Annotated in this window: 12 protein-coding genes; 6 read left to right on the forward strand and 6 right to left on the reverse strand. The window is 71.1% G+C overall.

The features are described 5' to 3' along the window. Positions 1–296: 296 nt before the first annotated feature. Both VA596_RS48975 and VA596_RS48980 read left to right on the forward strand, forming a co-directional pair. The gene (locus VA596_RS48975; RefSeq protein WP_323337616.1) at positions 297–1,811 is read left to right on the forward strand and encodes a DUF1996 domain-containing protein; all 1,515 of its coding nucleotides are present in this window, start codon (positions 297–299) and stop codon (positions 1,809–1,811) included. A gap of 49 nt (positions 1,812–1,860) precedes the next feature. Continuing rightward, positions 1,861–2,829, forward strand: a complete 969-nt coding sequence (locus VA596_RS48980; protein WP_323337618.1) for an SCO0930 family lipoprotein — start codon at positions 1,861–1,863, stop codon at positions 2,827–2,829. 678 nt (positions 2,830–3,507) lie between these two features. Here the strand turns inward: VA596_RS48980 and VA596_RS48985 are convergent. Then, positions 3,508–4,536 carry an Lrp/AsnC family transcriptional regulator gene (locus tag VA596_RS48985; protein WP_323337620.1) on the reverse strand — a complete coding sequence of 343 codons (1,029 nt, stop codon included), beginning with the start codon at positions 4,534–4,536 and terminating at the stop codon, positions 3,508–3,510. 86 nt (positions 4,537–4,622) lie between these two features. Between VA596_RS48985 and VA596_RS48990 the strand changes: the two genes are divergently transcribed. Genes VA596_RS48990 through VA596_RS49005 form a run of 4 tightly spaced genes read left to right on the forward strand, consistent with a single transcriptional unit; the run spans position 4,623 to position 8,632 of the window. After that, on the forward strand, positions 4,623–5,816 hold the full coding sequence (locus tag VA596_RS48990) for a M20 metallopeptidase family protein (protein WP_323337622.1): 1,194 nt from the start codon (positions 4,623–4,625) through the stop codon (positions 5,814–5,816). A gap of 4 nt (positions 5,817–5,820) precedes the next feature. Next, positions 5,821–6,024 carry a hypothetical protein gene (locus VA596_RS48995; protein ID WP_323337624.1) on the forward strand — a complete coding sequence of 68 codons (204 nt, stop codon included), beginning with the start codon at positions 5,821–5,823 and terminating at the stop codon, positions 6,022–6,024. Then, positions 6,021–7,433 carry a sodium:solute symporter family protein gene (locus tag VA596_RS49000; RefSeq protein WP_323337626.1) on the forward strand — a complete coding sequence of 471 codons (1,413 nt, stop codon included), beginning with the start codon at positions 6,021–6,023 and terminating at the stop codon, positions 7,431–7,433. Before VA596_RS48995 ends, VA596_RS49000 begins: the two co-directional genes overlap by 4 nt. Next, complete coding sequence (locus VA596_RS49005) at positions 7,430–8,632, forward strand: metal-dependent hydrolase family protein (protein WP_323337628.1); 1,203 nt, start codon at positions 7,430–7,432, stop codon at positions 8,630–8,632. The genes VA596_RS49000 and VA596_RS49005 overlap by 4 nt, the downstream gene beginning before the upstream one ends. A 263-nt stretch (positions 8,633–8,895) precedes the next feature. On the opposite strand, the gene VA596_RS49010 is transcribed toward VA596_RS49005, so the two are convergent. From VA596_RS49010 to VA596_RS49030, 5 genes are read right to left on the reverse strand one after another with little or no spacing between them, the layout of a single operon-like run. After that, complete coding sequence (locus VA596_RS49010; RefSeq protein WP_323337630.1) at positions 8,896–9,696, reverse strand: alpha/beta fold hydrolase; 801 nt, start codon at positions 9,694–9,696, stop codon at positions 8,896–8,898. A 9-nt stretch (positions 9,697–9,705) separates the two neighbouring features. Further along, positions 9,706–10,749 (reverse strand): NAD(P)H-dependent flavin oxidoreductase, encoded by a 1,044-nt coding sequence (locus tag VA596_RS49015; protein WP_323337632.1) that lies wholly within the window; start codon positions 10,747–10,749, stop codon positions 9,706–9,708. Continuing rightward, positions 10,746–11,468, reverse strand: coding sequence for a CoA-transferase subunit beta (locus VA596_RS49020; protein ID WP_323337634.1), 723 nt, complete (start codon positions 11,466–11,468; stop codon positions 10,746–10,748). The genes VA596_RS49015 and VA596_RS49020 overlap by 4 nt, the downstream gene beginning before the upstream one ends. Continuing rightward, the gene (locus tag VA596_RS49025) at positions 11,465–12,328 is read right to left on the reverse strand and encodes a CoA transferase subunit A (RefSeq protein ID WP_323337636.1); all 864 of its coding nucleotides are present in this window, start codon (positions 12,326–12,328) and stop codon (positions 11,465–11,467) included. The genes VA596_RS49020 and VA596_RS49025 overlap by 4 nt, the downstream gene beginning before the upstream one ends. After that, complete coding sequence (locus tag VA596_RS49030) at positions 12,325–13,074, reverse strand: enoyl-CoA hydratase family protein (RefSeq protein ID WP_323337638.1); 750 nt, start codon at positions 13,072–13,074, stop codon at positions 12,325–12,327. The genes VA596_RS49025 and VA596_RS49030 overlap by 4 nt, the downstream gene beginning before the upstream one ends. Positions 13,075–13,104 lie beyond the last annotated feature (30 nt).

The following is a 13,104-nucleotide window of genomic DNA, read 5'->3' on the forward strand; positions in this document are numbered from 1 at the left end:
GTGAATGCTGTCCGGTTGCGCCGAGCTAGATAACGAAAAGATAACGGGCCGGTCGCTTTTGAACCTCGCGCCACTGGCGTCCGTATCCCCCAATGCATCCCCCTGATGCACCCCGATAGACACCCGAGCCGGAACCAAGTGGCGCCGGGCAGCGACGCCGGACCATTCGGCGGAGGGCCCCGGACACCACTTCCCCCGGGTTCCGCACCACATCACGACCTCAATTATCGGTAGTTCTTGCCCGGGCTGCCGCGCTGTTCGGCGCGCCCGGAAAAACGAACGAGGTGAACTAGTCCATGCCCCGGAATTCTCGGTCCCCCGTGACGGGCAAGCATCGTGTTGCCCGTCGAACCAAGATCGCGATGGGCGCGATCGGCCTGGCGATCGCCGTCGGCGCACTCGCCGTCGCGGTCTCGACCGGCCGCACGGGCGAGGCCAGCGCGGACCCGGCTGACCCGTCGTTCTTCATCGACATCAACAAGGTTCCCGCCGGCAACAACGTCAACGCGGCTTTGGCGAAGAAGGGTGCCCAGGGCTCCTTCACCGTCGACTGCGGAACGAACGCCGACGGCGGCCACCACAACCCGGACAACTTCATCGCCCAGCCCGGGATCAAGAACGGTGCGCAGCACCTGCACGACTACGTCGGCAACCTGACCACCGACGCCGACTCGAGCCTCAAGAGCCTGCTCGCCGGTGGCACCACCTGCAAGAACGGTGACAAGTCCGCCTACTTCTGGCCCGTCATCCGGATCGACCGCGAGGACAACGCGGCGAACGCGAGCGAGAACCAGCAGGCGCAGCAACAGCAGCAGGGCAAGACCGGCGACGTCCAGCAGGACCAGAGCGCCGCGGACGCCCAGGCTGCGGACGCGGCCGGACAGGGCCAGGACCAGGCGACGGCGGACCCCAACGCCGCCGACCCGAACGCGGACCCGAACGCCGCCGATCCCAATGCCGACCCCAACGCGCAGGACCAGAACGCGCAGGACCAGAACGGTCAGCAGCAGAACGGTCAGCAGAAGAAGAACAACGGCGGCGGCGGGACGCGCGGTGGCCAGAACGCCCAGCAGCAGGACGACCAGAACGCCCAGCAGCAGGACCAGCAGGCGCAGGACCGTCGTCGTGGTGGCCAGAACGGCGGCCAGAACCAGGGCGGCAAGAACAACGGCGGCAAGAACCAGGGTGGCCAGAACGGTAACCAGAGCAGCAGTGCCGCGGCGCCCCCGACCGACGTGCTGGGTGGCCCCGAAGGCGCGAACGAAGAGGTCGGCGACAACGACGGCGAGATCGTCGAGCCCGAGTCCGCGACCCTGAAGTTCATCGGCGGTGGCGCCAGGAACGTCGTCGCGATGCCGCTCGGCCTGAAGATCCTCTACGGTGACGCCAAGCAGAGCACCAACGGCCCGGCCAACGCCCGGCCCAGCTGGACCTGCACCGGCTTCGAGGACCGGCTGACCGACCTCTACCCGATCTGCCCGGCGGGCAGCAAGGTGGAGCGCATCCACGCCTTCCCGAACTGCTGGGACGGCAAGAACACCGACAGCGCCAACCACCGCACTCACGTGGTGTTCGCCAACCAGCAGGGCAAGTGCCCGCAGGGGTTCAAGAACATCCCGCAGCTGCAGGTGACGCTGGTCTACAACGTCCCGCAGGACGTCCAGCAGAACGGTCAGTACAAAGTGGACGCCTTCGCCCAGGAGAAGCACAACCCGCGGTCCGACCACGACGACTTCGCGAACGTGATGAGCAACCGGATCATGGGCCGCCTGGTCAACTGCGTCAACTCCGGCAAGGCCTGCAAGGAATAACGGCTCCGCCCGACCGCAACCGGCCATCGCTCCAAGAAGGGTGAACGTCATGAACCGTGCTCGCCCGGTCGCTGCCGCTCTGCTCGCCGTCGCCGGCCTCGCGCTGGTCACGGCCTGTGGGACCAATCCGTACGCCACGTCCGGCACCACCGTGCAGCCGGCCGCGCTCGGACTCCAGCAGCAGCAACCGGCGAGCACGGTTCCGGCGGGTGCCGGCCAGGTCCAGCTCGTGACGTCCACAGTGGAGGGTCTCGGCACGGTCCTGGCCGACACCGAGGGCCACACGCTCTACCGGTACGCGAAGGACACCGCCAAGCCCCCGAAGGCCGTCTGCGACGGGGCTTGCGCCGAGATGTGGCCCCCGCTGGTCTCCGACACCCCGGCGCTCGCCGCCGGTGTGGACGCGCAGCTCATCGGCCAGGTCACCAGACCCGACGGGCAGAAGCAGGTGACCGTCGGCGGCTGGCCGGTCTACCGGTACGCCAAGGACACCGGCCGGGGCGTCGCGCTCGGCCAGAACGTCAGCGCGGACTGGGCGGCGATCGCGCCGACGGGGGAGAAGGCGGGCCAAGGCTCGGCTTCCTCCGCCACGGAACCCGCGAAGCCGACCACGATCGGCACCACCGAGGTCGGCGGTCTCGGTCCGGTCCTGACGGACCAGGCCGGGAACACGCTCTACCTGTTCACCAAGGACGGCAAGGACTCCGGAACGTCCACTTGCGACGGCGCGTGCGCGAAGACGTGGCCGCCGGTGGTGGTGGACGGCCGGATCACGGTCGCCGAGAGCGTCGACACCGCCCTCATCGGGCAGATCCGGCGCTCCGACGGAACCATGCAGGTGACCGTCGGCGGCTGGCCGGTCTACAGCTACAGCAAGGACACCGCGCCCGGCGAAGCCAACGGGCACGGAGCCGGGAACACCTGGTACGCCGTGGAACCCAGCGGCTGCAAGGTCGACCCGGCCCGCAGACCCGACGCCCAGCAGGCGGTCGCCACGTCCTCCTCCGGCGGGTACTGACCCGCCCCACGATCCCCGGCCCGGCGAACACTTCCCTCCACCTCACCCCCCCCGTTCGCCGGGACGGTAGCAGTACGCGGGACCACGGTCCCGTTCGTGAGTCACCGGCCCGGTGGGTGTTTCCCCTCCACCTCACCCCCCTTTGCCCACCGGGCCGGTAGCACCACCGGGACCACGGTCCCGCCCCCGAGCCCCGGCCGGGTGGACGACTTCCCTCCACCTCACCCCCCTCGTCCACCGGGCCGGGATTCCTTTCCCCCACAACGATCCACTGCGGATCAGGCGAAGGAGGACAGTCGCGGGAGCAGCTCCCGCCCCGAGTTCCGGTCCGGCAGGCACTTCCCTCCACCTCACCCCCCCTCGCCCGCCGGCCCGGAACTCTCCCCAACCACCCGAGTCGACCCCCCAATCACGCGTGATGCCCCTCCAATCACGCGAGATGCCCTTCCAGACACACGAAATGCCCCGCTGGACACGCGACTTCCGTCCTCCATCACGCGAGTCACGTCCCCAGTCACGCGAGATCCGCTTACGGTCCCGCGAAATCCGGTCTCCGAGCTTCCACGCTCCCCCCGGATCCCGGCCCGGCGACCGCCCCCCTCGGTCGCGGGCCGTTCCGCAATCCCCGGTCCGGTGGATGCTTCCCTCCACCTCACCCCCCTCATCCCCCGGACCGGCTCAGCTGCGGTCCCCGTGCTCCGGCACGGGGACCGTGGCCCAGAAGTCCAGCGGGACGCGGCCGACGCCCCGCCCGGCCGAGTCGAGCAGCCGGCCCATCAGCTTGACGCTCCGCAGCGTGACGGCCCGGCCGGTGATCTCCAGCCACGGCAGCTTCGCGGCCAGGACCCCTTCCAGCGCCACCGTTTCGTGCTGCGACGGCAGCCACACCACCAGCATCAGGTTCGCCGCCCCGGACACCGCCGCGCACATCCGGACGTCCGGCAGCATGGCCAGCGACCGTGCCGTGGTCTCCAGCTTGTCCGGCGGCACCCGCAGCCACAGCGTCACCGTGATCGGCGCCGGGGACGCCGACCGCGCGATCTCGCACCGCACGCGGATCGCGCCCCGGGCCAGGAGCGCGTCCAGCCGGCGCCGCACGGTCGTCGCCCCGACGCCGAGCTCGGCCGCCAGCGCCGCCGCCGACACCCGCGCGTCCACCCCGAGCGCCAGGATCAGCGCCCGGTCGGCCTCGTCGAACCGCAGCGGGGCGCGGTGGCGCACCGGCTTCGGCGTCAGCGCTTCCCGTTGCCCGGGCGAGATCGCGCGCACCCGCCACCGGCTGCCTTCGGTGAACATCCGCGGCGACACGACCGTCCGCACCCGCGTGACGCCGGGGGTCGCCGCCACCCGGTCCAGCACGTGCGCCCCCAGCTCCCGCACCGTCGGCGCGACGACGTGGACGAGCAGGTCACCCGGCCCGGCCACGCATTCGACGGTCACCACGTGCACGTCCGAGGCCAGCTCATCGGCGACGCGCAAGGTCGTGCCGGGTGCACAGTCGATCTCGACGAACGCCAGGGCGAGCTGCGCGGTGAGCTCGCCGCCCGCGTACGCGGTGAGCCACGCGTCGCCGCGTTCGACGAGCCCGTCCCAGCGCCGGGCGGCGGTGACCGCGCCCAGGCCGAGCGCCTTTCCGAGCGTCGACCAGGACGCCCGCGGCGCCGCCTGCAGCGCGTCGACCAGTTTGAGGTCCTGCTCGTCCAACATGGCGGATTCTTCGCTCATCGGCCCTCGAAACGGTGGTTCTGTGGGTTTTTCCCCGCCATTGTGCTCGACTCTCGCATGATCGGCGGATGACTCTGCGCTCCGACGCCGCCGTCCTGCTCGACGATCTGGTCTCCCTGCGCCGTGACCTGCACCGCATCCCCGAGATCGGCCTGCACCTGCCGCGCACGCAGGACCGCGTCCTCGCCGCGCTCGACGGCCTCGGTCTCGAACTCACCCTCGGCAAGAACCTCTCCTCGATCACCGGAGTCCTCCGCGGCGGCAAGCCCGGCGGCACGGTCCTCCTGCGCGGTGACATGGACGCACTTCCGGTCACCGAGGCCACCGGCGAGGAGTTCAGCTCGACCCTCGACGGCGCCATGCACGCGTGCGGCCACGACCTGCACACCGCGGGCCTGGTCGGCGCGGCCCGGCTGCTCGCCGCCCGGAAGGACGACCTGCCCGGCGACGTCGTGTTCATGTTCCAGCCCGGCGAAGAGGGCTGGGACGGCGCCGGGCACATGATCGAGGAAGGCGTCCTGACGGCGTCCGGCAAGCACGTCGACGCCGCGTACGGCCTGCACGTCTCGGCCGCGAGCTACGTGAAGGGCCAGTTCACGGCCCGGCCCGGGACGCTGATGGCGGCGTCCGGCGCGCTGGCCGTGCGGGTTCTCGGCGAAGGCGGCCACGGCTCGTCCCCGCATGACGCGCGCGATCCGATCCCGGCCGCCTGCGAGATGGTGACCGCGCTGCAGACGATGGTGACGCGCACCTTCGACGTCTTCGACCCGGTCGTCGTCACGGTCGGGATGTTCCACGCCGGCACCCGGCGCAACATCATCCCGGACGACGCGCGCTTCGAAGCGACCCTGCGCTCGTTCTCGCCGGAGACGGCGGCCCGCGTCGGCGAGCGTGCCGTCCAGGTCTGCCGCGGCGTCGCCGCCGCGCACGGCCTCGACGTCGACGTCACGTTCGAGCCGGAGTACCCGGCGACGGTCAACGACGCCGGCGCGTACGACTTCGTCGCGGACACGATCCGCGACGTCTTCGGCGAGGAGCGGTTCACCGAGATGGCCGAACCGATCACCGGGTCGGAGGACTTCTCGCGCGTGCTCGAGCGCGTGCCCGGCGCGTACCTGTTCCTCGGCGCCTGCCCGACGGACCCGGCGACCGCGCCGGACAACCACTCGCCCCGCGCGAGGTTCGACGACAGCGTGCTCGGCGACGGCGCCGCGCTGCTGGCCGAGCTCGCCGTCCGCCGGCTCGAGATCCTGGCGGGGTGACCCCGTGCGCAGCTACCACTGGCCCCCGTTGCTCCCGGTGCTCGCGCTGGTCCTGATGCCGTTCCTGCCGTTCGTCAACACGACCGGGCTGTGGCTCGGGCTGCCGCGGATGGTGGTGTGGGGCGCGTTCTGGTGCCTGATGTTCACCCCGGCGCTGCTGTGGTCCGAACGCCTGCTGCGCGCGGCGGGGGAGGAGGACGACGCGTGATCCTCACCTTCACCCTCGCCGGCATCGTCCTGATCGGCGTGCTCGGCTTCGTCGGCCGCCGCAAGCCCGTCGCCGACCTGGCCGAGTGGACCGTCGGCGGCCGCCGCTTCGGCGCGCTCACGATGTGGTTCCTGCAGGCCGGGGAGGTGTTCACCACCTTCACCTTCCTCGGCATGGCCGGGCTCGCGTTCTCCGGCGGGGTCGCCGCGATGTACGCGCTGCCGTACGTGCCGATCGCCTACGTCGTGCTGTTCTTCCTCGCGAAACGGCTTTGGACGATGGGGAAGGACCGCGGTTACCTCACCCAGGGCGACTTCCTCGAAGACCGCTACTCCAGCCGGACGCTCGGCACGCTGTCCGCGGTGCTCGGCGTGATCTTCGTGCTGCCGTACCTGCAGCTGCAGATCACCGGGCTCGGCCTGATCGTGCGGCTGGTCACCGGCGACAACGCGTCCGGCACGCTGAGCATGGTGACCGGCAGCGTGCTGATCGTCGCGTTCGTGCTGTGGGCGGGGCTGCGCGGTGTCGCGGCGACGTCCTACTTCAAGGACGGCGTCATGCTCGTCGCGCTGGTGGTGCTCATCATCGCCGTGCCGACGCACTTCGCGGGCGGCATCCCGGCGGTGTTCCACAAGATCGAGCAGCTGCACCCGGAGAAGCTGATCGTCCACAGTGGAGCGAACGACCACGTCTGGTTCATCACGAGCATGCTGGTCAGCGCCATCGGCGTCGGCCTGATGACGCTGCCGCACTCGTGGCCGGCGCTGATGTCCGCGCGGGACCCGAAGGTGCTGCGGCGCAACTACGCCTGGATGCCGGTGTACGAGCTGTGCCTGCTGCTGCCGATGGTCATCGGGTTCGCCGCGATCCTCGTGGTGCCCAAAGGCAGTGACCCGAACGGCGTACTGCTGACGCTGTCGAAGGACGCCCTGCCCGGCTGGGTGACCGGCGTCGTCGTGGTCGCCGCGACGGCCACCGCGATGGTTCCGGCGGCCGGGATCCTGATCGGCATCTCGTCGCTGGTGGCGCGCAACATAGTCCGTGTCCGCAGTGGCCGCAAGCAGTTCTGGATCAACCACGGCACGGTTGTGGTCGCGAGTACCCTTGCCCTCGTGCTCGGCATCTTCCGGCCGGACCTGCTGGCCAACCTGCTGCTGCTCACGTATTCGGGCTCGGTCCAGCTGGCGCCGGCCAACCTGCTCGGCTTCCTCCGGCGCGTGCCGGTCGGCAAGGGCCCGGTGCTGGCCGGGCTGGTGGCCGGCGAGCTCGTGGTCATCTGGCTGACCTTTGTGGACACTCACCTGGTCGGCACGGTCAACGTGGGCCTGGTGGGGCTCGGCGCGAACGTCGTCGTGCTCGCACTGGCTGCTCTGGTCCAACGACAGGCTTCTCCCCAGGAGGCGGCGTGACTCGCACGGTCTTCACCGGCGGTTCGGTGTTCGACGGCACCGGCGCGGACCCGGCGGCGGCCGACGTCGCCGTCGAACACGGGCGGATCGTCGACGTCGGCACGGACCTGGACGGCGACGAGGGCGTCGACTGCACCGGCGCGGTGCTGCTGCCGGGCCTGTTCGACTGCCACGTGCACGTCACGGTGTCCGACATCGGGCTGCTCGCGCGCGTGCAGAAGCCGTTCTCGTACCAGTTCTACGAGGCCGCCCGGAACCTGTGGGCGACGCTCGGGCTGGGCATCACGACCGTCCGCGACGCCTCCGGCGCCGACCTCGGCATCAAGCAGGCGGTGGACGACGGCCTGATCCCGGGGCCGCGGCTGCAGATCTCGATCGGCCTGATCAGCCAGACCGGCGGCCACGGCGACGCGTGGAGCCCGTCCGGGATGTGCGTCCCGCTGCTCGTGCCGCACCCGGGCCGCCCGGACGCGACGGCCGACGGCCCCGACGAGATGCGCCGCGTCGCCCGCACGCTGCTGCGCGCGGGCGCGGACGTGCTGAAGGTGTGCACGACCGGCGGGGTGCTCTCGCCGCGCGACGACCCGCGGCACTCGCAGTACACGCCGGAGGAGCTGGAGGTCCTGGTCGCCGAGGCGGCCGCGCAGGGCCGTCCGGTGATGGCGCACGCGCAGGGTTCGGCGGGCATCAAGAACGCCGTCCGCGCGGGCGTCCGCTCGATCGAGCACGGCATCTACCTCGACGACGAGGCGATCGAGCTGATGCTCGGCCACGGCACGTGGCTGGTCCCGACGCTGATCGCCCCGGTGAACGTGGTCCGCGCGGCCGACGCGGGCGTCGACCTGCCTTCGGCCGTCGTCGCCAAGGCCCGCGAGGTGGTGGAAGCCCACCGCGACTCGGTCCGCCGCGCGTACGCCGCCGGCGTCCGCATCGCGATGGGCACGGACAGCGGCGTCGGCCCGCACGGCACGAACCTCGAGGAACTGACCCTGATGGCGGCGTGCGGCATGACGCCCGGCGACGTCCTGGAGGCCACGACGTCGTCCGCGGCCCGCTTGATGGGCCTGGACGGCGAGCTGGGCCGCCTCGAGCCGGGCCTGCGCGCGGACCTCGTGGTGGTGGCGGGGGACCCGTACGACTTCCCGGGCTTGGCGGGGAACATCCGCGAGGTCTGGAAGGACGGCACCCGGGTGGTCTGACGTCGTGTCGTCCGCCTGAGTACGCGTGTCGTCCAGCCAGGTACGCGTGTCGTCCCTTCAAACACACGTGTCGTCCGTGCAATCACCCGTGTCGTCCGTCTGAACACGGGTGATGTCGCTGAGGGCAGGGGCGCTCCGGCGGCTCGGTGCCGGGTGCGCCCGCGGATTCCTCCGGAACTCCGTGCCGGAGCGCGAACTCGTGTGTCCGAAGGGTCGACACGCGTGATTGCGGCGACGACACGGCGCTGGGGTCAGCGCGCGGGTCAGGCAGCGTCCGGGGACAGCAGGTCTCGCAACGCGGCCGCGAACTTGACCGGGTTCCGTTGCGGTGCCAGGTGGGCGCCGGGCATTTCCGTGAACGGCAGGCCCAGCTCCAGCGCCAGGATCTTCGCCGGCTGGTAGTGGTAGCGGCCGCGGCTTCCCTCGCCGGCCACCGGGAGGACCTCCGTGCTCGCCCGGCGCAGCGCGCGCAGGTCCGGCAGGTAGTCGAAGAACGGCGTCAGCTCGCGGTCGAACAGCCGGATCCAGTCGGCCTCGTGCGGGAGGCGGAGGTTGGGCAGGTTCGGCAGCGCGGCACCTGCGATCGCGTCCGCGAAGCGGGTCACCGCCGTCATCAGCTCACCCGAACGGGCCAGCTGGACCTGCTCGGCCGCCGCTTCGAGCCAGCCGCTCGCATCCGGCATCAGGTGGACGGCCGGCGGCTCGTGCGCGACCAGCGTCGACACGCGGTCCGCGTGGCGGGCGACCAGCTCGAGGCCGATCAGCGCGCCCGCGCTCGAGCCGAACACCAGCGCCGGGGTGTCCGTCACGTGGTTCAGCACCGCCAGCGCGTCGTTCGCCTGCAGCGCCACCGGGACCGGGCCCGTCGTGGTGTCCGTGCTGGCGAAGTGGCCGCGCCGGTCGTAGGTGACGACCGTGTAGTGCTCGTACAGGTGTTTCGCCAGCGCACGGTAGGCGTCACCCGATCCGGTGCCGCCCGAGATCAGCAGCAGCACCGGCCCCTCGCCGCCGCGGCGGACCTGGAGCTCACCGTCCTCCACCGGGCAACGGCTTTCCGAGATCATGCCGGAAAGTCAAGCACACAGCCCGCGCAGGATTCCTTCGGCGTCGCTCACGATCCGTTCGATCAGGTCACCCACCCGGGGGAGATCCGCGAGCAGCCCGACGACCTGCCCGGACGCCAGCACCCCGGCCGCGAGGTCGCCGTCGACGAGTCCCGCGCGCAGCAGCATCGGCGTGTTGGCGGCCATCAGCACTTGCGCCCACGTCCGCTGCCCGCCGCGCTTCATCCGGATGCCCTCGCGGGCCAGCGAAGCCCAGGAAAGGCCGGTGAGCCGCCGGAACCGTCCCGCGTTCGCCGCCGACCGGGCGAGACCGCCGAGCGTCCCGGACGCCTCCAGCCCGTCAACCAGCCCGGTCCGTAACACGCGGTGAGGTAAGCCATCCACCTTCCGGGTGACGACCGTGCCGTTCAAGTCGTGCGAGAGGTAGGCCTGCTTGACGGCGTCCGGCACGGTGCTCTCCCGCGTCAGCAGGAACCGCGTGCCCATACCGATCCCGGCCGCGCCGTAGGCCAGCGCGGCGGCCAGCCCGCGGCCGTCGAAGAACCCGCCCGCCGCGACCACCGGGATGTCGACGGCGTCGAGCACCGACGGCAGCAGCAGCGTCGTGGCGACCCCGCCGGTGTGCCCGCCGCCCTCGCCGCCCTGGACGACGACCGCGTCCGCGCCCCACGCCGCCACCTTCTCGGCGTGCCGCGCCGCGCCGACCGACGGCACCACGACGACTCCGTGGTCCTTCAGCTTCGCGATCATGTCCTTCTTGGGGGCCAACGCGAACGACGCGACCCGGACGTTCTCGCGGATCAGCAGGTCGACGCGGCGGCCGGCGTCGTCGGCGTCCGCGCGCAGGTTGACCCCGAACGGCGCGGACGTCCGGCTCTTGACCTCCTTGACAGCGGCTTCCAGCTCGTCGAACGTCATCGTCGCCGAGCCGAGGATGCCCAGCCCGCCGCCCTCCGCGGTCGCCGACACCAGCCGCGGCCCGGCCACCCAGCCCATCCCGGTCTGGACGACCGGGTGCCGGACGCCGGTCAGCTCGGTCAGCCGCGTCTTCATTCCGGGACTTCCTTCTCCCGCAACGACTTCGGATCCAGCTCGGCGATCAGCTCCAGCTCCTCGGCGGTCGGCTCCCTCGACACCGTGACGCCCTCGGTGACCAGCGGGAACCCGGTCGCCGCGACGACCTCCCCGACCGTGACCCCGGGGTGCGTCGACACGAGCCGCGCCGCGTGGTCCGGCCCGCCGAAGTCGAGCACGCCGAGGTTGGTCACCACGCGGTGGACGTCGTGGTAGCGCAGCCCGGCCTCGCGGGCCCGGGGGTAACCGACGCCGGAGACGACGTCGACGTGGTCGACGAACACCCGGGTGCTGTGCCGCGGCACCCAGTAGCTGGTGCGGTGGTTGGCCGTGTTGCCCGGGCCGCCGCGCACGCCGAGCAGCTGCTTCTTCGGCTTTTCGTGGTCGCCGATGGCGGAGATGTTCTGGTTGCCGTGCCGGTCGACCTGGTTGGCACCCATCACGACGTGCCGCTTCCCGTGCGGCACCACGGTGTCCAGGACCTTCCGGAACGGCTGCCAGCCCTCGATCACCGGCTTGCCGACGGGACTTTCGAGCAGGTACGCCTCGCCGTCCGACAGCAGCAGGTCCGGCTCGAACGTCAGCCGCGCGAGCCGCGCGCCGAGCGCCGGGACGTACCCCATCGGGCTGATCAGGATCTCGCCGTCGCCGCGGAACAGCTCCGCGCACGCGACGACCGCGACGTCCGCGCGCGTCATGCCGCCTCCTCCGCGAACCGCGTGACGGCCCGCTGGTAGTCCGTCTCGTCGCCGGCCAGGAACCGGTCCGCGAACGCCGGCCAGGCGTCCGGGTCCTTGGCCGCCGCGGCGTAGTGCCGCTGGAACCGTTCGTCCCGGCCGTAATCCGGCGCGGCGGACGTGAAATGGGCGCCACGCGGGGTTTCGACGACGCCGTGGACGCTCGCGCGGTTGAGCAGCAGGCTCTGCACCGGCGCCTGTTCGGTCAATTCGGCTGTCGGAACGACTTTTTCCGTGGACACGTAACACTTGTCGGCGGCGAGCGCGAACAGCTCGTCGAAGTACGGGTCCGGGCCGAGGTACTGCGCGTTGCCGCGGGCGTCCGCGCGGTTGAGGTGCACGATCGCGGCGTCGAGGCGCAGCGCGGGTACGGCGAGCAGCTCCTCACCGTCCTCGTAGGGGGAGCGGACGGTCTTCAGTGACGGCGAGATCGTCATGACGTCGGAGCCGAGCCCGGCGCGGGTCGGCAGGAACGGAAGCCGTTGCGCCGCCGCGGAAAGCCCGGTGCCGAGGATGCCCTCGTCGTACTCGGTGACCTCGATCGACCCGGCTTCGCGGACCCGGTTGAACCACGGGTCGAACGGCACCGAATCGAGCGTCACGAACCCGAAGACCAGCCTTTTCAGTTTGCCCGCCGAAGCCAGGAGACCGACGTCCGGGCCGCCGTACGAGACGACCGTGAGGTCCGTCAACGACGACCGCAGGATGGCCCGGACCAGCGCCATCGGCTTGCGCCGTGAACCCCAGCCACCGATGCCGAGCGTCATGCCGTCGCGCAGTTCGCCGACGACGTCGTCGGCGCTCATCCGCTTGTCGCTCAAGGCTTTCCCTTCTCCAAGAATTCCTGCCGCGCGCCGTCCGAGACGCCGGCGAGGTTGAGCTGGAACGTGAACCCCTGCTCGAACCGGTAGCTGCGGTGCACGGGCTGGACGTCGATGCCGTTGATGGCCTGCTTGGCCGCGCGGATCACGCGGGTGTCCTTCGCGGCGATCTGCCGTGCGACGGCGAGTGCGGCTTCGTCGAGGTCCTCGCGGGGCACCACCGCGTACACCGAACCGTGGTGGTGCAGCTGCTGCGCGCTGATCTTCGACGCCGTGTAGTACAAGGCGCGCATGAGGTGCTGCGGCACCAGCCGCGCCAGGTGCGTAGCCGCGCCGAGTGCGCCACGGTCCACTTCGGGCAGTCCGAACTCCGCGTCTTCGCTGGCCACAACGATGTCCGCGTTGCCGACCAGCCCGACCCCGCCGCCGAGGCAGAAGCCCTGCACCGCCGCGATCACCGGCACGAGGCAGTCGTACACCGCCGAGAACGCCGCCGCGCAACCCTCGTTCGCGCCGATCAGCGCGTCGTAACCGGGATCGCGCTGGATCTCCTTGATGTCGACGCCCGCGTTGAACCCGCGGCCTTCCGCGCGCAGCACGACGACGTGCACGTCCGGGTCGCGACCGGCTTTTTCGATCGCCTCGGCGAGGTCGAACCAGCCGCGCACGGTCAGCGCGTTCACCGGGGGAGCGGCCACGGTGACCACGGCGATCCCGGGCTCCGGGGTGTGCGTCGAAACCGTCATCGGCACCTCTCGCGGTTAACAACCTAGCAC

Origin of the sequence: Amycolatopsis heterodermiae, from assembly GCF_034929455.1 — a bacterium.
In the GTDB taxonomy this organism is placed as follows: domain Bacteria; phylum Actinomycetota; class Actinomycetes; order Mycobacteriales; family Pseudonocardiaceae; genus Amycolatopsis; species Amycolatopsis heterodermiae.